Origin of the sequence: Rhodococcus sp. NPDC057014 (assembly GCF_042673295.1) — a bacterium.
Taxonomy (GTDB): Bacteria; Actinomycetota; Actinomycetes; order Mycobacteriales; family Mycobacteriaceae; genus Rhodococcus_F.
Genome location: NZ_JBHUSF010000041.1, coordinates 1 through 22,218, shown reverse-complemented (window position 1 = coordinate 22,218; position 22,218 = coordinate 1). Strand labels below are relative to the sequence as shown.

The following is a 22,218-nucleotide window of genomic DNA, read 5'->3' as shown; positions in this document are numbered from 1 at the left end:
CAACCCGCGGCCTCACCGGGCGAGGTCGAGCAGGGCTTCGTGGTATGCCGCGCACACCCCTTCCCACGTGTAGTCGGTGGCCTGTCGTGCGAGTGTTCTGGTGCTCAGCGTGTTCTGTAATTCATGATCCGACAGGACTTCCGCCATCCCATGGGCGATGGCGTCGCTGTCCGGCTCGACGAATCGTGCGGCGGTGCCGAGCACCTCCCTGTTGAAGACGGTGTCACGGGCCACCGTGGGTGCCCCGCAGGCCATGGCCTGAACCAGCGCGGGATTGGTACCTCCCACACTGTGACCGTGGAAGTAGGCCCCGGCGTGCTGCCAGAGGGCGAACAGTTTGTCGTCGTCACTCACGTGGCCCAGCCAGTGAATGCGCTCGTTTCCCGCCGCGAGTTCGGCCGCTCTGGCGTCGAACTCGCCCCCGTAGCCCGAAGATCCGACGATGACCACGTCCCACTCGTCGCTCAAGTCCTGGGCGGCGGAGAAGAACTCGCCGACCGTGTTCTCGGGGACGAAGCGGGCGACCATCAGAGCATACGACCGGGTATCGAAACCCTCGACTGGATCGAGTTGTGGCGGGACGGTGCCGCCGTAAGGGATGAACAGCCCGTCGCGGCGGAACTCGTCGGACCACCGGCGTTCGAGTTCCTTCGAGTCGTAGACGAGCCGGTCGCCCAGCCTGGCGGTGAGATGGGCGCCGCCTTTGAACACCGACTTCGCCAGCCCACCCCACTTGGCGCGTTCCCATTCGATGCCGTCCACGTTGATCAGGGTGGGAATCCCCCGTGCCTTCAGGAGCGGGAGCCAGTACCCGTTGGCCACGTTCATGATCAACGCGACGTCGGGTCGGCGCCGCGACGCGTGCGCTGCCGAGGTGAGGCCGTACGAGAGCGTGCTGAGTGACTTCGAATCCATGCCGCGGGTGACCACGGTGTCGATCCGCGGATCGGCGAGGGGGTCGTCCGTGCGGGTGGAGTCCTCTCTGCCGTAGACGGTCACCGACCACCCGTGCTCGGCGAGATACGGCGCCAACTGACGGACGAGTGTCTCAAAACCGCCGTAGTAGCTGGGGTAACCGCGAGTTCCGAGTATGGCGACCGACTTCTTCATGAATCCTCTTCGACTGTTGGAGGGAGGGACGGCAGTGCGAGTGTCAGCCGCCGCAGGCGGGGACGTTCACGCTGACCTTCGGGTCGTCCACGAGGGGCTGGACAGGTACGCGCGCCGCACCGGGCGCCGCAGGCTCCGTCAAGGCGTAGTGCAGTTCCACGGTCTCGCCACGGGGCACGGTGGTCGGAATGCTGAACACGGGGTGCCCGAGTTCGTTGCCGCTGACGGTGAACGCGGGCTTGCCGTTGACCGTGGCCTTGTTCAGTTTCGCCCCTCGTGTCGCGAGCAGGGAGATCATCGCGACGTTGGTCCCGGGCGGGACCTGGCGGTTGTTGTAGGTGCCTGCAACATAGCGTGGATAGTCGCCTGCCGGGAGATTGTTGGTGAGGCGCACCGTCACTTCCGAGGTGCGGGTGTCACCGGTGCAGGTCGATGCGGTGTAGTCGATTTCCCGGCTCAGGTAGTAGTCGAGCTTGTTGCCCGCGTTGTTGTTGACGACGACGCTCGCATACGGTGCGTCGTCCTCGGGCACCGTGTGTCCCAACGGGGTGCCGGCGAGGACGGCCTGTTCCTCGGGGTGCGCGCTCCACACTGCGATCCGTCGCTCGCTCACCGCCTTGCCGATTGCGTCGAGGAGCAGTGCAGGCGACTCGATGTTTCCGGTCATTTTCTCGACCACCTTCGCTGCAATCGTCTGGAGGTAGGTCTTGCGGGCGACGTTGTTGGCGACGATCTCGGTATCGCTCGTCCCCGCGTACCGAATGTATGCGGTGGATTCGGTGAGCTCGACGACATTCCCGGCGTCGACCACCTCGCCGTCCGGCATGGTGATCGGTCCCACCGCGCCGAGCACGTAGCTTAGTGCGACAGGGTCGGTGGCGATGGCCCCGTCGACCCTTTCCCCGGATTCCTGTTCCCACAGTGATTGCCAAATCCGCCCGGCGTAAGGAAAGTGGGTACTGAGATTGCTGTTTCGGATGTCGGTCGACGGGTTGTAACTCCCGTAAAGCCCGTTGAAATCAGACCCCAGGTTCAGTGGCTGGTGCTCGTAAGAAACTTCAGTGTTTTTTCCGAGCGTATCGACGTGTGCCTCACCATCGTTCGCGCGGATGATCCCGTATCCACCTACGAGGCCGCCGGTTCCACGCGCCTCGGCGTTGGTTTGGAACGCCATGAAGTAGTTGCGTGGTCCGTCCGCACCCAGCATTGCGGGGAGGATGTCTGCCCCGATTGCCGTGTTCTTCAAGAGTTTCGCGACATCATCGGTCTGGTTCTGCAGCTCCGAACGCGCGTCGTCGACGAGTCCGAGGTAGCCCGCGTCCGGCACCTGGTGTGCCTGATCGGCGAGCGCGCGTGCGGCGATAGACGTCTGTTTCAAGGCCGGAGCGGCGTCCCGAAGTGGTTGCAGTTTCACCTTCCCGCCGTCCGAGATCAGGTCTCCCGGAGACAGTGCGGTCCCGGTCTCCACCGCGGGAGCGAGCACGTCCCGCGTGAGTCCGACGACGACGTCCGACATCTTCTGGATCGACCCGAAAGGGGCACCGACCCCGGGTATTCCGGCGAGCTGACGCCACGGCGCAGAATATAGGCTGACCTGCGCATTCTCCGCCTGATCGGCGGCTTCGGTGGCCGCATTCCGGGCGCCTTCGGTGTCGCCGCTCAGTAGCGAATTCTTGGCAAGTTGGGCGTTGTCCCTGGCTCCGGCGAGGTTGTGGTGAACGTCCCAGGCCGAGTATCCGAACCAGGCGACGACGGCCAGTGCGAGGATTCCTGTACCCGCGAGTACGTATCGCCGAGGGCGTCTCGCGGGCCCGGTGACGGGTGAATCTTCCTCGTGCGAAACGCTCTTGTCGTTCGTGCCCATGCAGTGCGGCTCCTATTCTGTCTGTGCGAAAGGATATCTGTGACATAAGTCGCGGCGCGCACCGAACGAATTGAACCAGGGCGGTATCCGAGTATGGTTTCCGATACGGACTCTTCGACACCCATAGGTGTAGTGCCGCTTGGATCGGGTTCTTCAAAACTGTGGCTGGGGGGATGTAGTGCGTATGCGTGACGATGCCGGTGACCGCGACGCGCGAGCCTTTCCACTCTCGCATGCGCAGAAGGGGCTGTGGTTTGCACAGCAACTCGACCCGACCGTGCCGATCCTGGTGGCCCAATATGTCGAACTTCGGGGACACGTCGACGTCGGCGCACTCAAATGGGCCTCCGAGCAGGGATCGTTCGATATCGAGTCGCCCGGCATCCGCCTCGTCGAATACGCGGGCGAGCCATATCAGTTGGCGGACGAGACGATCGAGGACGAACTCGGGTACGTCGATCTGCGACTGCACCAGGACCCGGTGGCCGAGGCCCACCGGCGAATGCACGAGCGGCGGCGCAGGCCCCTGGACGTCTATCGCGACAGATTGATCTCTGCGGAACTTCTGCACGTGGGCGACGATCACTACTTCCTCACCACGTTCGCGCACCATCTGATTCTCGACGGCTACGGCGCAATGGTTTTGATGAACCGCGTCGCGGAGCTCTACACGCACGCCGTCCATCGCACCGCGGCACCGCCGTCGAAAGCGCTTCACCTGCGTCAACTCTACGAAGCCGAGGACGAATACCCGGCCACCCGCAGATTCCAGCTCGATCGCGAGTACTGGGCCGAACGGACCGCAGGGCTTCCCGAACCGGCCCGGCTGACCGACGAGAAGGCGTATCCCGCGGCCGTGTCGCTCCTCGAGAGTGCGGTGATGAAAACCGAGCTTGCCGACAGCATCGGCGCACTCGCCCGCCGGTGGCACTCGTCGGAGGTGCCGGTCGTGGTGGCCGCGTTCGCGGCGTATCTCGCTCGAATGACCGGTAGCACCGACATCGTCCTGAGTCTGCCCGTTTCGGCACGGACGACGGCCGCGGCGCGGCGGTCGGGCGGCAGCGTGGCGAACGTCGTTCCGCTTCGGATCCGGATCGACCCGCACAGCAGTATCGAGGACGTGGTCCGCCGAGTTCAGCTGGAACTGACCGGCGCTCTCCGTCATCAGCGGTACCGCTACGAGGACATCCTCCACGACATGCGGGTGAACTCGGACGGCCGCAGCAGTTTCGGCCCGATGGTGAACATCATGATGTTTCATCAGGAGACGTGGTGGGGTGATGTTCTCGGAGAGTTCACCGTCCTCACCGCCGGGCCCGTCGACGACCTCACACTCGCCATCTACCCGGCGGTGACCGGGCACAGCATTCGTGTCGACTTCGAAGCCAATCCGGCTCTGTACGAGCAGGACGAACTCGCGCGCCATCATGCACGCTTCATGTCCTTCCTCACCGAGTTCGTCGCCGCTGCGCCTGTGGGCGAGGTCGGCGACGCGGCGCTGCTCACCCGCGGCGAACACGACTCCCTCGTTCCCGCCAGCGGACCCGCCCCCGCCGCCGCGGTGACGTTGCCGGAGCTGTTGGACGCGACCGCCGACTCGAGTGGTGTCGCCGTTCGTGCCGCGGGAGTCGATACCGGTTACCAGGAGCTCCACGATCGGTCCAACCGGCTCGCGCGCCGACTGATCGATCGTGGCATCGGCCCAGAGGATGCGGTCGCAGTCCTCGTGCCCGCCTCGCTGGAACAGGTCGTCGCCGTGTGGGCGGTCGCACGATGCGGGGCCGCCGCCGTTCCGCTCGACCCTCACGTCGACCGTGAGCGGATCGAAGATCTGCTCACGGATTCCGGTGCGGTGGCCGTCCTCGCCGTGGATGAGTCCGTCGTGCCGGCGGGCATCGACTGGGTCGACGTGACGGATCAGCCCGGTGATGCGACGCCGATCGCCGATTCCGATCGGGTTCGGACTCTGGCGCTCGATCACACCGCCTGCGTGGTGCACGGCTCCGTCGCCGGAGCCCGTGGGGTGACGATCAGCCACCGGGCGCTGGCCGCTCGCGCCGCGGCGCTCGTCCGCGTGTATCGCGCCGACGAGCACTCCCGCATCCTGATGGCCGGTCACCGGTCGTGCGGTCAGGCCCTGCACGCGCTCGTCGCCGCGGTCTGCGGCGGAACCTTGGTGATCGCACCCGGCGATCTACGCGGCGGAGAAGAGCTGTCCCGCTTTCTGCGCCGCGAACGTGTGACGCACTGGGCCTCAGGGCCCTCGGCTCCGGCCGACACGAACCCGACCGGACTCGACAGACTCGAGGTGCTGGCCCTCATCGGCCGCACCTACTCCGCAGACCTGGTGTCGCGCTGGGGCGCGGGCCGGACCGTGCTGAACCTGTACGGGCCGGGGGACTCGGGACTGTGGGCGACGGCCACGGAGGAACGAACACCCGCCTCGCCCGAGTCTCTCGGACGACCGATTGCGGGAGTGTCCGCTGTGGTGCTGGACCGGACGCTGAAGCCGGTACCGGTCGGCGTCGTCGGCGATCTGTACCTGTCGGGGGCCGGCATCGGGCGTGGCTACGCGAGCCGTCCAGCCGACACCGCTGCACGATTCGTGGCCAATCCTTTCGAGTCCGAACACGCACGGATGTATCGCACGGGCGACCTGGCCAGGTGGACCGACGACCACCTTCTCGAATACGTCTCGCCGCCCGAGGACTCCGCGGTGCACGACGGTATCGCGTGGTGGGCCGGGGCCCTTCGAAGTGTGGGTTCCGCCGCACCGCTGCCGACGGATCTCGCCGGACGCGGCGACGGCGGCCGGGACGTGTACACATTCTCCGTTCCGGCCGAAACCGGGAACGGCTGCAGAGACCTGGCCCGGGACCACGGGACTTCCCTTTTCGAAGTTCTCCACGGGGCGCTGGCGGTGCTGCTCGCGTCGTTCGGCGGCCACAGCGACATCGTCGTCGGTGGGCTGGTGAATCGAACGGGGCGCGCGCACGTCCTGCCCCTGCGCGCAAGCGTCGACCGGGACGTGACGTTTACGACGCTGCTCGGGCAGGTCCACGAGTTCGATTCCGCAGCCTTCGAATACGCCGATGTCCCGTTCGACTCCGAGGACGAACTGTTCGGCGGTCGCAGGCCGCAGGTGGTCCTGTCCCTTCGGTCCGGTACGGACACGATCGACCGGACGTCGCCGTTCGACCTCGAGTTCGCGTTCGTCACTGCCGGGACAGACGGCGAACCGGAATCGCTGACCGGATCGATCACCTATTCGTCCGCTCTTTTCGACGCCGGGACCGTGCGGTCGCTGGCGGCGGCGTTCGTCCCGTTGCTCGGGGCGGTCGCCGGTGACCCGGACGCCACGATCGGTGAGGTGCCGTTGCCGGGCGCTGCCGACCTCGTCGGCGGAACAGCTTTGGCGGCAAGGACTCTCGCGGACATGCTGTCCACGACCGCGGACGCGAACCCCGACCTCCCTGCGCTCACGGACGGCACCGTGACGCTGTCGTACCGGGAGCTCGCACAGGTCTCCGATTCCCTCGCCCACGAGCTGGTTCGTCGCGGCGCGAGGGTCGGAACCGTTGTCGCGCTTGCTCTACCGCGGTCTGTCGACTACGTGATCGCGTTGTGGGCGGTCGCGAAGACGGGTGCTGCTTTCCTTCCCGTCGATCCGACGCATCCGGTGGAACGGCTGTCGACAGTCTTGACCGAAGCGGCGGTCCACGTGGGAATTGCCAGGAAGGCCGACGAATTCACATCCGCCGCGCCGGGGGTCTCGTGGCTGACCGTCGCCGACGGTGGGTTCGATTCGCCCCGCCCGGAAACTGCACCGGCGGGCCCTGACGACCTGGCGTACGTCATCTACACGTCCGGTTCGACCGGAGCCCCGAAGGGTGTAATGGTCACCCACCGCGGACTCTCCTCACTGATCGACGAGGCGGTGCGCCGGTACGACGTGACCACGGATTCTCGCGTCCTGCACGGGTACAACCCCACGTTCGACGCTGCGATGCTGGAGATTCTCCTGGCGTTCGGCTCGGGCGCCTGCCTCGTGGTGGCACCGGCCGACGTGTATGCCGGGCCTGACCTGCAGCGAGTTCTGACCGGTCAGCGTGTCACGCACTACCTGTCGACGCCGGCGGTGCTCGGGTCCCTGGAGTCGTCGGAACTCGACGCACTCAGGGTCGTCGCCGTCGGAGGCGAGGCGCTGACCGCCGAACTCGCCGCCGAGTGGAGTCGCGGGCGAAAGATGCTCAACGCGTACGGGCCGACCGAATCGACCGTCGTCGCCACCCTCGCGGAGGTCGACGAGCAGGTGACCATCGGTGCCCCCCTTCGCGGCACCACCGCGGTGGTCCTCGACGCCCGTCTGCGGCCGGTCCCGATCGGCGGTGTCGGAGAGTTGTATCTGCGCGGCGCGGGTCTTGCGCGGGGGTATGTGGGGGCGTCGCAGCGGACGGCGTCCAGATTCGTGGCCTCCACAAACGGTTCACGCATGTACCGAACCGGCGACCTGGTCCATCGCCGCGCCGACGGGCGACTCGTCTTCGTCGCGCGCGTCGACAGGCAGGTCAAGATTCGCGGGGTCCGTATCGAGCCGGGTGAGATCGACGTCGCGATCGCCCGCGTCGCGGACGTGGAGAGCGCCCTGACCGTGTCTCGTCCCAACGCAATCGGCGTCGACGCCCTCGTCTCCTATGTGGTGCCGCGCGGTTCCCTCGACGTCGACGTGGTTCGGGAATCACTCGCGCAGGTTCTGCCGTCCTACCTGGTTCCCACCACGATCGTGGTTCTCGACGCGTTCCCCCTCACCGCCTCGGGCAAGACCGATCTGGATGCACTCCCGGTGCCGGTGCTGGAATCCCACGAGTTCCGGGCGCCGACCTCGGTGGTGGAACAGGTGGTGGCCGGGGTTTTCGCCGAGGTGCTCGGCGTGGAATCCGTCGGTCTGGACGACGACTTCTTCGCACTCGGCGGCAACTCGCTGATCGCTGCACAGGTGGCGGCCAGGCTGGGCTCCGCAGTCGACGCGCACATTCCGGTGCGCATGCTGTTCGAGTCGCCGCGGGTGGAGGCGCTGGCGACGAGGGTCGATGCCGAGGCCGGGACCGGCCGCAGGGTTCCCCTCGTTGCGGGAGACCGGCCGGACCGGATTCCGCTGTCGCCGGCGCAGCAACGACTGTGGTTCCTGAATCGGGTCGACCCGGAATCGCCCGCCTACAATCTTCCGCTCGCCGTGCGGTTGACCGGTGCACTGGACGTCGATGCGCTGCAGAACGCGGCGCGGGACGTGCTCGGCCGTCACGAATCGTTGCGAACCGTCTTCCCCGCGTTCGACGGTGTTCCCGCCCAGGTGATCCTGCCGGTCGGTGACGTTTCGCTGGATTTCACGCCCGTGGAGGTCCCGCAGCGCTCGGTCGACGGAGAGGTGCTCTCGTTCCTGTCGGCGGGGTTCGATCTGACCGTGGACGCCCCGGTCCGCGGACGACTGCTGAAGGTGGACGATCGCGATCACGTTCTGGTGATGGCGGTTCACCATATCAGTGCGGACGGCTTCTCACTCGCGCCGCTGGCACGTGATGTCGCCACAGCGTACGACGCTCGCGTTCGTGGGGCCGCGCCGACGTGGACTGCGCTTCTCGTCCAGTACGCCGATTTCTCGCTGTGGCAGCGTGACACACTCGGTTCCGGCGACGACCCACACTCCCGGGCGGCGTGGCAGCTGGACTACTGGACGCGGACCCTCGCCGGCGTTCCCGACGTGATCGACCTGCCCACCGACCGGCCGCGCCCGCCCGTGGCCTCGTACCGGGGTGCGAGCGTGCGACTGAGCGTCGGCGCCGAGACTCACCGGAAGCTCACTCTGATTGCGCAACAGCACAATGCGACGCTGTTCATGGTGGTGCATTCCGCCCTGGCGGTTCTGCTCGCTCGTCTGTCGGGCTCTTCGGACGTCGTGCTGGGCACGGCGGTCGCCGGTCGAGGTGAGCGCGAACTCGACGAGCTCGTCGGGATGTTCGTCAACACCCTCGTGCTGCGTACCGGGATCGACCCCGACGAGACGCTGTCCGACGTGCTCGAACACGTCCGGGAGACCGACCTCGGTGCGCTGGCGCATTCGGAGGTGCCGTTCGAGCAGCTCGTCGAACGAATGAACCCCCGGCGTTCGCAGTCCTTTTCGCCGCTGTTCCAGGTCATGCTCGCGTTCCAGAACCAGGTGGACGCGACCTGGGAGTTGCCCGGGCTGACGCTGTCTCCGATGAACTTCGACGCTGCCGTCACCAAGTTCGATCTCGATTTCTCCCTGTCCGATCGATACGACGGAGAGGGGAGGGCCGCCGGCTTGTCGGGTCGGCTCACCTACGCGACTGATCTGTTCGACGCTGCGACAGCCGAACGCGTGGCACGACTGCTCGAGCACCTGCTCGGCGTTTTCGCGGCAGATCCCCGGGGCCGTGTCGGCGACATCGGTCTGCTCACCGACGCGGAAGCGCCCGGCATCCTCGTCACGCCGAACTGCACGGCCGTGGAGATCCGGCCGCAGACGGTGGTCGACTTGTTCGACGTCCAGGTTCGGCGTGCACCGGACACGGTCGCTCTCGTCTTCGAGGGCGAGGTCGTGACGTACGCCGAACTGGACGAGCGCGCGAACCGACTCGCGCGGCTTCTCATCTGCCACGGAATCGGACCGGACACGCTGGTGGCGCTGGCCGTCGAGCGGTCACTCGAACTGGTCGTGGCGACACTCGCGATCCTGAAGGCCGGTGCCGGATACGTGCCGGTGGATCCCGAGCATCCCGCCGAACGTATCGCCGCCGTGATCGACGCGTCCACACCGAGGCTGGTGGTGACGGTGTCGACGGTCGAGTTGCCGTCGATCTCGGGCATCCCTCGTGTCGAGATCGACACCGCAGACGTGTCCGGTTACCGGCCGGACCGGGTCTCCGACGCGGACCGGGTGGCACCTCTGCGCCCGGACAACGTCGCGTACACGATGTTCACGTCAGGCTCGACGGGTACTCCCAAGGGCGTGGCGGTGAGTCACCACGCCATTGTGAACCAGCTGCACTGGCTCCGGAGCGAGTACCACGTCACCGCAGACGATCGAGGCATTCTGCGGGCACCGTCCACGTTCGACGTGTCCGTCTGGGAGTGCCTGCTCCCGCTGTGTGTGGGGGCCCGGCTCGTGGTGACACGACCCGGCGGACACCGCGACGTCGACTATCTCGCCTCGGTGATCCGGCATCAGCGAATCACGATGGTGCACTTCGTTCCCTCGGTCCTGGCGGCCTTCCTCGCGGACGGGCACGGTGACTCCCTCACCTCGGTGCGCCACGTGTTCGCCGGCGGCGAGGAACTGTCTCCCGCACTCGCGGCGAATGTTCTGGCGTTCGCGCCCGGGGCGTTCCACAACACGTATGGACCGACGGAGGCGGCCGTGACGACCACGGCCTGTGAGATCACCGGACGGCCGGAAGCCTCGGTTCCGATCGGGGGCCCGGTCTGGAACACACAGGTATTCGTGCTGGACACGCGTCTTCGGCCGGTACCTGCAGGTATGGCGGGTGAGTTGTACCTCGCGGGCGCCCAACTCGCCCGAGGATACGTCGGCCGTGGGGACCTCACGGCGGGTCGTTTCGTCGCGAATCCGTTCGGGCCCGCCGGAAGCAGGATGTACCGCACCGGCGACCTCGTGAAGTGGGACGGATCCGGGCGGTTGGTGCATCTGGGGCGCACGGACTTCCAGATCAAACTGCGAGGACTGAGGATCGAGCTCGGGGAGATCGAGACGGTGCTCGAGCGCGCGGAAGGGGTGTCGCGAGCGGCGGTCGCATTGGTCGACGACGTGCGCGCGGGGGAGCACCTCGTGGGCTACGTGCGGGCCGACGGGAATCAGGCGCTGGATCCCCAGCTGCTCAGGACGGCGGCGAGGCGCACTCTGCCGTCGTACATGGTGCCCACCCGAATCGTGGTGCTCGACGAATTTCCGCTGGGTCCCAATGGAAAGCTCGATCGCAAGGCGTTGCCTGCGCCGCAGTTCGAAGCGCGCGGCTACCGGGCGCCGGAGACTGCCTCCGCGGTCGCCGTTGCGACCGCGTTCGGTGAGGCGCTCGGCATCGACCGGGTCGGTGCCGACGACAACTTCTTCGAACTGGGCGGCAACTCACTTCTTGCGGTGCGGGTACTGAACCGGCTGGCATCCGATACCGGGGTGGAGATCCCACTGCGGTCGCTGATGTCCGACCCGACACCCCACTCGATCGGACAGCGAATGGACTCGGGGGAGTCCGACGACGAGGAGGCGCTCGGCGTCGTCCTCCCGATTCGGACGGCTGGTACGCTGCCACCCCTGTTCTGTGTCCATCCCATCGTGGGACTGTCGTGGTGCTATTCGGGGCTTGCCCCGCATCTTCATCCGGAGCACCCGATCTACGGGCTCCAGTCGCCCGCCGTCACCGCCGACGGGCCGGCCCCCTCGTCGCTCGAGGAACTCGCGGCCCGGTACGTCGAGGAGATCCGCCGCATTCAACCCGGCGGGCCGTATCACCTGCTGGGTTGGTCCCTCGGTGGAGTTCTGGCACACGCGATGGCGGTCCAACTCCAATCGACCGGCGAAGAAGTCGCCACCCTGGTGATGCTCGACAGTCGAACGGAGCACGCCCCCGAAGCGCTCCCGGTCGGTGCCGAGGACCTGCTTGCCGGGCTGGGTTTCGAGGACTCCCTGCCATTCCCGGTGTCGGATCTCACCCTCGAGGCCGCGGTGAACCTCCTGGGCAGGCTGGGTGGCCCGTTGTCGGCGATCACGCCCGCGCATCTCCACCGAATGATCGGTGGGGCCGGGAGGCACCACGAGTTGACGAGGACTCACGAACCCCGTGTCTTCCGCGGTGACGTCGTGTTCTTCTCCGCGGGGCGGGAAGAGTCGGGCGCTACTCGCGCGGCGGCGGGCTGGGAGCCCTACGTTGTAGGGAGTATCAGTGAGCACGTCGTCGACAGCGGGCACTGGCACATGACGTCGCAGGCGGCGTTGAAAGTGGTCGGAACGGTACTGCGGGATCGTGAAGCGAAGCGGAAAGAGAGGGTGTAAGTGGACATCCAGGACTATGTGCGCATCGTCAAGGAGCGCTGGAAGCTCGTCGCGATAACCGTGGTAGTGGTGACGCTGGGCGCTTTCATTCCGACGCTGTTCACGAAGCCCGTGTATCAGACGTCGACATTGCTGTACGTCTCGTCCACGCAGCCCCGCCTCGCCACGTACGCCGAGTTGCTGACCGGGAAGAAGCTGGCGCAGCGGACGATCGACGAACTCGGTCTCGACATGACGCCCGCCGAACTCGTCGCGAATGTGAAGGCGACGCCGGTGCCCGAACTGCTGCTGCACGTGAAGGTGCAGGACACGTCGCCGGAACGGGCACGCGACATCGCCGACACACTGTCGGCGCAGTTCGTGTCGATGATGGACGAACTGGCGGCGACCGACATCGAGGCCGCGGCGGCCAACAAGGATGCTCAGCCGCCGCAGGTCCTGGCGAATCCCGGTACCGCGGAGTCGGGGTACTCGATCACGATGGAGGACCCGGACCCGAAGCCGGCGCGCGTGTCCGTCGAGCAGAATGCGACGGTTCCCACGGAGCCGCTGCCCACGTCCGACAACCGGAACGTGGTTCTCGGACTCGCCGTCGGTCTACTGCTCGGCATCGCACTCGCGGTGATCCGCGACTGGCTCGACGCAACGGTGAAGGACCGGCGCGCCGTCGAGGGGCAGATCGGTGCCCCGCTGACCGGCATCACGCCGGACGGCACGGAATCGTCAGGCGTCGTGGACATGTCGGATGCCACGTCGCCGATGGGAGCGGCGTACCGCCAGTTACGCACCAACCTGCAGTTCGCCGACGCGGCGAACCCGCCACACGTCATCGTCGTTGCGAGTCCGTCGCCGGGTGAGGGGTCGGATGCGACTGCGCTCAATCTCGGCGTCGCGCTGGCGGCCGCAGGACAGAACGTGTGCGTGGTGGAAGCGGACCTCAGGAAGCCGCTGGTGGCGTCGACCCTGGGAATTCGGGGCGCTACCGGTGCCGGACTGAGTTCCGTGCTGCGCGGCGAGACCGATCTGGCGGACGCGATCCGGGCCACGACGTTCGAGCACCTGTCCCTGCTTCCGTCCGGTCCACTGCCGGCCAATCCCAGTGAACTCCTCGGCTCTGCTACCGCGAGAACCGTGGTGGCGACACTGCGAGACAGGTTCGACTACGTGGTGTTCGCCGGCGCCCCGCTGCTCCCGGTCACCGATTCCGCGGTCCTGTCTGCGATCTCGGACGGCGCGCTGATCGTGGCCCGGTATGGCAGGACGAAACGTCAGCACCTCGCGGAGGCAGCGGATATCCTGCACGGCGTCGGCGCGACGATCGTCGGCGGACTACTGGTGGGTGCGCGCGAGGGCACCCGCGGCCCGGACACCTTCCGGGAATACCTGGAACCGCAGGCGGCTTCGACTGTGTAGTCCGGCTCAGCCGCCGCGACGCGCGGGCGCCCGGCCGTACGGTTGCCGTACGGCCGTGGTGTTCGGCGGATCCGGGATCGGCCGTGTCACCGGGAAGGTGTCGAGAGTGAACCGGTTCCCGTGATGGGCGAGCTCGACCGGTTCGCCCGACAGCAGGCGGTAGGTTGCGGTCCTGGCGCGGATGTCCACGTGGATCTGGCTGCCCCGCACCGTCATCCGGAACGACAGGTTGACCAGCTGTGGTGGTATCCGGGGCGCGAAGGAGATGTCGCCGTCGTGGTCGCGCATCCCGCCGAACCCCGCCACACACGCCATCCACGTCCCGGCGAGTGAAGCGATGTGCAAACCGTTCTCTACGTTGGAGTGGAGGTCGTGGAGATCGGTCAGCGCCGCCTCGGCGAGGTAGTCGTAGGCGAGTTGGAGTTGGCCGACCTCCGCTGCCATCACGGACTGCACACACGCCGACAGCGACGAGTCCCGCACCGTCAGGGCCTCGTAATAGGCGAAATTGGCGATCTTCTGCTCGTCGGTGAAGGCGTCCCCGCGAAGGTACATCGCCAGCACCAGGTCGGCCTGCTTCACCACCTGCTTGCGGTACAGGTCGAAGTACGGGTAGTGGAGCAGCAGCGGATAATGTTCGGGCGGGGTTCCTTCGAAGTCCCACTCGGCATGGTGCGTGAAGGCGTCGGACTGCTGGTGGACGCCGAGTGCGTCGTCGAACGGAATGCGCATGTGCTCGGCGGCATCTCGCCAGAGTGCTGTTTCCTCGTCGTCGACGCCGAGTTCGCGCGCCAGTCCGGGGCGTCTTTCGCACGCGGCCGCCGCGTCGCGCAGATTCTTCTGCGCCATGAGATTGGTGAACACGTTGTTGTCGGCCACGGCGGTGTACTCGTCCGGCCCGGTGACGCCGTCGAGCCGGAACTCGCCCTGCGCATTGTGATGACCGAGCGACGTCCACAACCGGGCGGTCTCCACCAGCAGTTCGACGCCGCATTCGGCCTCGAAATCCTCGTCCCCGGTCGCGGCCAGATACCGGGACGTCGCGGCGGCGACGTCGGCACCCACGTGGAACGCCGCGGTGCCGGCGGGCCAATAGCCGGAGCACTCCTCGCCGTTGATGGAGCGCCACGGGAACACGGCGCCGGCCTGCCCCAGCTGGACCGCGCGGATCTTCGCCTTGTCCAGCGTGGAATGCCGCCAGCGCAGTGCGTCGCGCGCCGAATCCGGCACCGTGTACGTGAGCAGGGGAAGCACGAACGTCTCGGTGTCCCAGAACGCGTGCCCGTCGTAGCCGGGGCCGGTCAGGCCCTTCGCGGGGATCGCGCGCGACTCACCGCGAGCACCCGCCTGCAGCACGTGGAACAGGGCGAACCGCACCGCCTGCTGAAGTTCCGCGTCACCGTCGATCTCGACGTCCGCCGTCGCCCAGAAGATGTCGAGGTACTCCCGCTGCCGTTTCAGCAGGGTGTCCCAGCCGGTTTCGAGTGCTCCGGCGAGCGCTCCCTCGACCTGGCCGCGCAGGGCCGGTGTCGACCGCCTCGCCGACCACCCGTAGGCCAGGTACTTCGTCACCTTCAACCGTTCACCCTGCGGAATGTCGACGGCCACGGTGAGCCGGGCGAGATCCTCTTCCGTCTCGATGCTGCACCGCCCGCCTCCGGGGTACTCGATCTCGTGGTCCATGCCCGCGGCCATCCGCAGTCCCGAGGCCCTCGTGTGGTGGGCGAGTACCGCGCGGTAGTCGTGGGCGGCCGCGAAATCGGGCACCAGCGGACGGTCCAGGGCGGCCGCCACTCTCGGATCGTCCGTGCGGGTCGGGATCTGCTCGTTGGCGAGCAGATCCGATTGCAGGACGAGTTCGATGTCGCCGTCGAGCGGCTCGACCTCGTAGTGGATGGCGGCGACCGCGCGGGAGGTGAAGGACACGAGCCGCTCCGAATGGATCCGGACCCGGCGTCCCGTCGGTGACGTCCATTCGGTGGTGCGGCGCAGGGTGCCCGAGCGGAAGTCGAGGACGCGTTCGTGCGCCGGTGCGCTGCCGTACCGCATGTCCATGGGCTCGTCTTCCACGAGCAGGCGGATGATGCTGCCGTCGGTCACGTTGACGACGGTCTGCCCGTCCTCGGGATAGCCGTAGCCTGCCTCCGCGTACGGCAGGGGGCGCTGCTCGTAGAACCCGTTGAGATAGGTGCCGGGGAGACCGCGTGGTTCACCCTCCTCGAACGTGCCACGAATCCCGATGTGCCCGTTGGACAGTGCGAACGTGGATTCGGTGGCGTGCAGTGCCTCCAGATCCAGTCCGCGCCATTTGAGCTGCCACGGCGAGATCTCGTAGCCCTTGTCGTCCATGCTCACCTCTCCAGGAGTTCGGCCAGGTCGTTCACCACCACGTCGGCACCGTGCTCGCGAAGCGCGTCGGCCTGATCGCCCCGGTTCACTCCGACGACGTAACCGAATTCGCCTGCGCGCCCCGATTCCACTCCGGACAGGGCGTCCTCGAACACGGCGGCCTGGTCGGGGTGCACGTGGAGTGCGCGGGCGGCCGCGAGATACGAGTCCGGCGCCGGTTTTCCGCGGAGACCCTGCTCCCGGATCACCACGCCGTCGATGCGGACATGGACGTACCGGCTGAGGTCGGCGGCGTCGAGTACGGCCTTCCCGTTCGCGGACGAGGTGACCACGGCGATCTTCAGGCCCGCGTCGTAGGCCGCGCTGATGTAGCGAATCGAGCCGGGGTACGGGCTGGGGCCCTCCTCGTCGACGACCTTGAGCAGCAGCCGGTTCTTGCTGTTCCCGACACCGTTCACGGTCTCGGCGCCGGGCGGATCGTCCGGCGACCCCTCCGGCAACGTGATGCTGCGGGAGGCGAGGAAGGTGCGGACCCCGTCGGCGCGGGGCCGTCCGTCGACGTAGTCGTAGTAGTCCTGGTCGGTGAACGGGTGGAAGTTCGCGCCCTCCCGGTGCTTCAGGAACTCGTCGAATGTGCGTTTCCACGCCTTCCGGTGCAGTACCGCCGTTGCCGTGAGCACACCGTCGAGATCGAACAAGCAGGCCGAGATCGCATCAGGCAGTCCCATCACCTCCCCGACGGTACCGCCGCCGACCGCGGATTTGCTGAGGCGCGCGCAAATCCTGCACGTGCTTCGGCCGTTGACTTCCGGTCGACGGCGGTCGAATACTGAGAGTTCCAACCGACTGTTGCGGAGTGCACCGTGAACGTGGAGGAACCGGTCCCGTCGGACCACGTGAAATCTCTCGCTGTCCGGTCGATCGAGATCATGGCGAACGGAAGCCGCGCCGATTTCGACGTCGTCGTCCACCCGAACGCATTCAACCGGGAGAGCGCGACCGAACCCCCGCGGACGCGAGGACGCGGACCCGACGCGTTCTACGCCACCGCCGAATGGCTGCGCGCCGCCTTCTCCGAGCTGCGGTTCGACATCGAGAACGTCGTGGTGGAGGGCGACCTCGCCGTCGTCTACGCGATCATGAAGGGAAGGCACGCCGGCCCCTTCGTCGTTTACGACGAGCGCGGATCGATCGACCAGGTGTTCGCGCCCACCGGACGGGTGCTCGCGGTCGAGCAGTCGCACTGGTTGCGCGTCGCCGACGGACGCGTCGTCGAGCACTGGGCAACCCGGGACGACCTCGGTCAGGCAGTCCAGCTGGGCTGGGTGCCGCCGACGCCGCTGTCGCTGGTGCGCAACGCCTGGGCCAAGAGGACGGCGCGGAAGGCCGCGGGCATGTGAGTGCCGATGCGTGTCCGAGCACGCTTTCCCGCTCACGTTCCCACTGGCCTGGAGGCACCGCATGGCACGCATCCTGTTCGTGACCTGGGACGGCGGCGGCAACGTGCCACCCGCTCTCGGCATCGCGGCGGAGGCACGCAGTCGCGGTCATCAGGTCCGATTTCTCGGACACGCCCAGCAACGCGGGCGTATCGAAAGTCACGGTTTCCCGTTCACGCCCTATACCCATGCACGACCCTGGCAGTCGACGACCAGGCATCCCGGTATCGCGGGCATCTACCAATCGCTGGCTGTGTTCACCGATGCCGGGCCCGGAATCGATCTACTCGACTCCGTCGCGCGCGAGCCGACCGACGTGGTGGTGGTCGATTGCTTTCTGTATGGAGCCCTGCAGGCCGCCGACGACGCGCACCTGACGCGTGTGACGCTGGTGCACACCTACTACGAGTTCATGTATCGAGGCGTGACACGCGGTGTGACGCCCGTGATGGCCCGTCTGAAAGGTCAGCGGCCTCTGAGGCTGTGGACGTCGTCGGACCTGGCGCTGGTGACCACCGACAAGGACCTCGATCCGGCGTCCCGCCGAAGCCTGCCGGATTCCGTCCACTACACCGGGGTGGTGCGACATCCGATGCCGTCCACGTTGACGCCCGTGTCCGAACGCGATCCGCTGATTCTGGTCAGCCTCAGCAGCCTCAACTTCGACGGCCAGCAGCGGGCGCTGCGGAACATTCTCGAGGCCGTCGGTGGACTGCCCGCCCGTACCGTGGTCACGACCGGACCGTCCGTCGACTCGGCAACCTTCTCGGCGGCCCCGAACATCGAAATACACGGCTTCGTTCCGCACGAACAGATCCTGCCGACCGCCACCCTCCTCATCGGACACGGTGGCCACGACACCACCATGCGCGCCCTCGCGCACGACCTGCCCCTGGTCGTTCTGCCGATCCACCCCGCGCTCGATCAGAAGATGATCGGCCGCAGTCTGGAGCAGCGCGGCGTCGCCCGCTGCCTCCGCAAGACGGCCGCGCCCGGGCGCATCCGGTCGGCGGTCGGCGAGCTGCTCGTGGCCGGGCCGCACAGGACGACCGCAGCGACTCTGGGCGCGCGGATCCGCGCCCATGACGGTGCCGTTCATGCCGCGGATCTCATCGGTCGACTGCCGATCCGAGATCGACGGAGGGGAGTGCGATGACTGGCGGGCGTCGAGCGGGGGATCAGTCCGAGATGCCGTTGACGCGATCGGCGAGAAGCTCGCAGTAGGTGCGGTCGGTTCCCGGCGCGATGCGGACCCAGTAACTGGTGTGGTCGCCCCGGAACAGGTAACCGTTCACGTCGTCGATGGCCTCGGAGTACTGCTGCCACACCGTCCAGGGGCGCCACCAGTTCAGGATCACCGCCTGCCACCTTCTGGTGCGGAGCCGGTCGAGGAGGTCCACCACCCACGTCCTCGGGTCGGCGAGTGAGAAGGCCGCCGACTGGTCCGCGAACGTCCGCAGCGGCGAGTTGCCCGGACAGCAGCAGATGGCGTCCAGCGGGTCGGCGATCTGCCACACGGGCATCCCCGTGATCGGGCGTTGCCCCGCAATGCCCCAGCCCGGCAGGTCCGGAGATGCAGGCCGCAGCGGATCGGCGATCAGTCCGACCCCGCGCACGTCCAGGGTGGGGTGCTGCCCCCGTCCCACCTCGGCCGCCACGTTGCCGGCGAGCGCAGCGCCTCCCGAGTAGCCGAGCAGAACAACGGGATTCGGGTCGTCGGCGATCATCCGCAACAGGAGTGTCCGTCCTTCGGACAGCGCCTTGTCGAACGCTGATCCACCCGGATCGGGCACCGGTCCGTAGCTTGCCTCCCACGGAACCTGCTTGACGACGAATCGTGCGGGATCCAAGAGTTGTGTGGTGTTGGCGAGCATGTTGACGTCGAGATCCTCACCGATGCCGCGACAGCACAGAACCGTGATCATGCAACCTCCCAGGTGAGTGCCGATGCGTGCCCGAGCACACTTTCCCACTCACGTGGGGCGGTGTCCCCCGATCGGGGGAGCCGGGATTCATCCGAGGCACCGTCCTATCGGCGGACAGACGTGTGCGGCTGGGCGCGGGAGAGTTGTCCCGTACCGGGATCAGCCGCTCACGTGGACAGGAACTTTCATCATGTCACCCATCTCCAGCATCGAGGTCGCCCGAGCCCGCCGGTCTCGTCGCGTGTTGTTCATCGGCAATCCGACCCGCTACAACGACGTGTCACAGTGGGCGATGGTCCGGCAATGGGTGGCACTCCACGGCCTGGAACCGATCCGCGAGCTCGACGGTGACGTGCTCTGCGTCATCGTCACCGAGGACATCCTGGACGGGCGCTGCTCGGCGAAGGAATCGGCTGCCGTCCAACACGCCCGCACACTGGGTGTGCCGTGCATCAGCGTCCACGACACCACCCGGATCTGGCAGGTCACGGCCCGTGTGCGGTCGCGGATTCGTGAGTCGGCGGGAGGGGTGCCTGCGGGAGTGCGTCGGGGCGGCGCGTAAGGATCCAGCGGGGCCGCGGACGAGGTGCCTCAGTACCGCCTGTTGAGGAGCCGCCGGCGACGCTTCGGGCTCGGTTTCCACGCGCCGGCTTCGCGGAACCCCCACACCGCGACCGCGAGCGCGGCCACGGACAGCAGATCGGACACCGTGAGGCCGTGGGTGGCGTCGAATTCCCAGAGCACCTGGCCCTCGAGCGGGCCGTTGCCGAAGATCCAGACCACGGCGGCGACGACGGTGGCGCCTGCGGTCAGGTGGGAGGGGCGTGCGAGGCACAGTGTGGTCGCCGCGAACAGGAAGTTCATGAACACGAGGGGATAGAAGAGCGGCGCCATCCCGCTATTCTTCCAATCGGAGCCGGGCTCGCGCACGGCGCGGTCAGGCAACCGTGCGGTCGGGAGGGTCGTGCTTGCTCGTCGCGTTCTCCGTGGTGGGCAGTTCGCGCAGGTCTTTCTGCCGAATTGCCCGTCCGATGAGGATCGCGAGGGGCACGGACAGTGCTATCCACGCGAGCGCGATCCAGGCAATCCACCACACACTTCGAGTATGCCCGTCCCTGGACGCCTGCCCAAGGTCGGCTGATCGTCGCCGTTCGTGGGGACTGGTCGGTAGTCGGGTATTCGGAAAAATTACCTGGTCACCGCTGGTTTGCCGTACGAAGTTCGGGGCACCCCCTGGGTAGGGATTGGTTCTCTTTCTAGGAGGTGGGTGATGACGACACCAGGCATGTCGATCGAGAGACACCCTGATATCGCCGAGTTGCGGGCTCGCTACGACCGAGTCTCGGAACAGCCGATGACGCAGGTCACCGAGGGCCTGATGTTCATGGCGGGCCTCTACATGGCGGCGTCGCCGTGGATTGTCGGGTTCGCCAGCCAGTCTGGCCTGGCGATGTGCAATCTGCTGTCGGGTATTGCGGTGGCACTGCTCGCGGTCGGTTTCACGTCGGCCTACTCACGCACGCACGGCATGGCGTTTGTCGCGCCACTGCTCGGACTGTGGATGATCGTCAGCCCGTGGTTGGTCGTCGGAGTAACCACCACGGCGGGAATGATCTGGTCGAACGTGGTCTGCGGCATCGTCGTGTGTCTGCTGGGTCTCGGTATCACGGCCATGGGAATGGCGGACGGCGGCATGAGGATGAGGAGGAGGTAGACACGCACGTGCCCGCATGGGGATGGGGCACGAGCCGAAGAAGCGCCCGCCGGATCCGGTGGGCGCTTCGACTGCGTTCAGCTAATTCTGTTTGAGGAACGCGTCGTGCTCGTTGTGGGCGCGTTTGATGAGGTCCAGGAGTGCCGTTTCCTCGCGGACCATCTTCTTGAATTTCGGGTCGAGTTTCTTGAGTTGTTCTTCCTCGTTGATCAGCCTGTCGTACATGCGTTCGCGCTCGGCCATATCGGCGGTGTAGTCGAGGTCGAGGTAGTTGACGGCGTGCCGGCGCGCGCCGGCGATGGTGGACTGCGCCCTGCCCTTCTTGCTGGCGAGCGATGCGATCACGGTGATCACGAGGATGCCGATGATGACGCCCAGCGACACGAAGGTGCTGATCTCGATGACGTCGACCGGTTCGCCACCGTTGACGAACGGCAGGTTGTTCTCGTGCAGTGCGTGCAGGATCAGCTTGACCCCGATGAACGCGAGGATCGCGGCGAGGCCGTACGACAGGTAGATGAGGCGGTCGAGGAGACCGTCGAGCAGGAAGTACAGCTGCCGCAGGCCCATCAGCGAGAACACGGTGGCGGTGAAGACGACGAAGACGTTCTGGGTGAGGCCGAAGATCGCGGGGATGGAGTCGAGGGCGAACAGGAGGTCGGTGCCGCCGATCGCCACCATCACCAGCAGCATCGGCGTCATCATCCGCTTGCCGTTCTCGACGGTGAACAGCTTGTCGCCGTCGTACTGCTCGGTGGTGTGCATGAATTTCTTCGCGATGCGGATGATGAAGTTGTCGGCCGAGTGCGAGTCCTCGGTCTCGGGTCGCAGCAGGTTGCCTGCGGTGATCAACAGGATGAGGCCGAAGAAGTAGAACACCCACGCGAACGAGTTGATGAGCGCGGCGCCGAGGAAGATGAACCCCGTCCGGGCGAAGATCGAGAACACGATGCCGAACAGCAGCACTTTCTGCTGGTCTTCGCGCGGCACCCGGAAGCTGGAGATGATGATGAGGAAGACGAAGAGGTTGTCGACGGACAGCGCCTTCTCCGTCACGTAGCCGGCGAAGTACTCGGTGCCCATGTCGACGCCGCCGAAGATCAGGACGGCGACACCGAAGATCAGGGCGAGTCCGACGTAGATCGACGACCAGATCGCCGCTTCTTTCAACGTCGGGATGTGCGCGTGGCGGACGTGGAAGAAGTAGTCGAACCCCAGCAGAGCGACGATCAGCACGATCGTCAGAATCCAGGCGAAGGGAGTTACATGCACCGTTTCTGCCTCTCCGTCGAAGCGAACGCTCTGCTGGCCAGCGTAAC

The 22,218-nt window shown here is 66.6% G+C and carries 14 protein-coding genes; 6 read left to right on the top strand and 8 right to left on the bottom strand.

Annotation, left to right across the window (positions count from 1 at the left end; genetic code table 11):
* Positions 1-12 precede the first annotated feature (12 nt).
* Positions 13-1,110, bottom strand: a complete 1,098-nt coding sequence (locus tag ACFTZB_RS11635; protein WP_206006213.1) for a glycosyltransferase — start codon at positions 1,108-1,110, stop codon at positions 13-15.
* Between the two features lie 43 nt (positions 1,111-1,153).
* The gene (locus ACFTZB_RS11630) at positions 1,154-2,974 is read right to left on the bottom strand and encodes a DUF4012 domain-containing protein (protein ID WP_378431719.1); all 1,821 of its coding nucleotides are present in this window, start codon (positions 2,972-2,974) and stop codon (positions 1,154-1,156) included.
* A 184-nt stretch (positions 2,975-3,158) separates the two neighbouring features.
* Between ACFTZB_RS11630 and ACFTZB_RS11625 the strand changes: the two genes are divergently transcribed.
* Together ACFTZB_RS11625 and ACFTZB_RS11620 are read left to right on the top strand one after the other, a co-directional pair.
* The gene (locus ACFTZB_RS11625; protein ID WP_378431717.1) at positions 3,159-12,059 is read left to right on the top strand and encodes an amino acid adenylation domain-containing protein; all 8,901 of its coding nucleotides are present in this window, start codon (positions 3,159-3,161) and stop codon (positions 12,057-12,059) included.
* Positions 12,060-13,472 carry a polysaccharide biosynthesis tyrosine autokinase gene (locus ACFTZB_RS11620; RefSeq protein WP_378431715.1) on the top strand — a complete coding sequence of 471 codons (1,413 nt, stop codon included), beginning with the start codon at positions 12,060-12,062 and terminating at the stop codon, positions 13,470-13,472. It abuts the gene before it with no gap.
* Between the two features lie 6 nt (positions 13,473-13,478).
* Here the strand turns inward: ACFTZB_RS11620 and ACFTZB_RS11615 are convergent, their stop codons facing one another.
* Both ACFTZB_RS11615 and ACFTZB_RS11610 read right to left on the bottom strand, forming a co-directional pair.
* Positions 13,479-15,821 (bottom strand): glycoside hydrolase family 65 protein, encoded by a 2,343-nt coding sequence (locus tag ACFTZB_RS11615; RefSeq protein ID WP_378431712.1) that lies wholly within the window; start codon positions 15,819-15,821, stop codon positions 13,479-13,481.
* 2 nt (positions 15,822-15,823) lie between these two features.
* Positions 15,824-16,549, bottom strand: a complete 726-nt coding sequence (locus tag ACFTZB_RS11610; protein WP_378431750.1) for an HAD family hydrolase — start codon at positions 16,547-16,549, stop codon at positions 15,824-15,826.
* A gap of 135 nt (positions 16,550-16,684) precedes the next feature.
* Here ACFTZB_RS11610 and ACFTZB_RS11605 point away from each other — a divergent pair, with 135 nt between their 5' ends.
* Positions 16,685-17,221 (top strand): ester cyclase, encoded by a 537-nt coding sequence (locus ACFTZB_RS11605; protein ID WP_378431710.1) that lies wholly within the window; start codon positions 16,685-16,687, stop codon positions 17,219-17,221.
* Between the two features lie 61 nt (positions 17,222-17,282).
* Positions 17,283-18,416 carry a glycosyltransferase gene (locus ACFTZB_RS11600; protein WP_378431708.1) on the top strand — a complete coding sequence of 378 codons (1,134 nt, stop codon included), beginning with the start codon at positions 17,283-17,285 and terminating at the stop codon, positions 18,414-18,416.
* A gap of 22 nt (positions 18,417-18,438) precedes the next feature.
* On the opposite strand, the gene ACFTZB_RS11595 is transcribed toward ACFTZB_RS11600, so the two are convergent.
* A complete protein-coding gene (locus ACFTZB_RS11595) occupies positions 18,439-19,185 on the bottom strand; it encodes a hypothetical protein (RefSeq protein ID WP_378431706.1) in 747 nt (248 codons plus the stop codon).
* Positions 19,186-19,375: 190 nt separating this feature from the next.
* Here ACFTZB_RS11595 and ACFTZB_RS11590 point away from each other — a divergent pair, with 190 nt between their 5' ends.
* Positions 19,376-19,747: a hypothetical protein gene (locus ACFTZB_RS11590; protein WP_378431704.1), complete on the top strand. Its 372-nt coding sequence runs from the start codon at positions 19,376-19,378 to the stop codon at positions 19,745-19,747.
* 29 nt (positions 19,748-19,776) lie between these two features.
* Here the strand turns inward: ACFTZB_RS11590 and ACFTZB_RS11585 are convergent, their stop codons facing one another.
* Positions 19,777-20,079 (bottom strand): hypothetical protein, encoded by a 303-nt coding sequence (locus tag ACFTZB_RS11585; RefSeq protein ID WP_378431702.1) that lies wholly within the window; start codon positions 20,077-20,079, stop codon positions 19,777-19,779.
* A 43-nt stretch (positions 20,080-20,122) separates the two neighbouring features.
* Complete coding sequence (locus tag ACFTZB_RS11580) at positions 20,123-20,281, bottom strand: hypothetical protein (RefSeq protein ID WP_378431700.1); 159 nt, start codon at positions 20,279-20,281, stop codon at positions 20,123-20,125.
* Positions 20,282-20,455: 174 nt separating this feature from the next.
* On the opposite strand from ACFTZB_RS11580, the gene ACFTZB_RS11575 reads away from it, so the two are divergent.
* Positions 20,456-20,899 (top strand): SPW repeat protein, encoded by a 444-nt coding sequence (locus ACFTZB_RS11575; protein WP_072937494.1) that lies wholly within the window; start codon positions 20,456-20,458, stop codon positions 20,897-20,899.
* Between the two features lie 81 nt (positions 20,900-20,980).
* Here ACFTZB_RS11575 and ACFTZB_RS11570 read toward each other — a convergent pair whose 3' ends face one another.
* Positions 20,981-22,171, bottom strand: a complete 1,191-nt coding sequence (locus tag ACFTZB_RS11570; RefSeq protein WP_378431747.1) for a TerC family protein — start codon at positions 22,169-22,171, stop codon at positions 20,981-20,983.
* Positions 22,172-22,218: the final 47 nt, after the last annotated feature.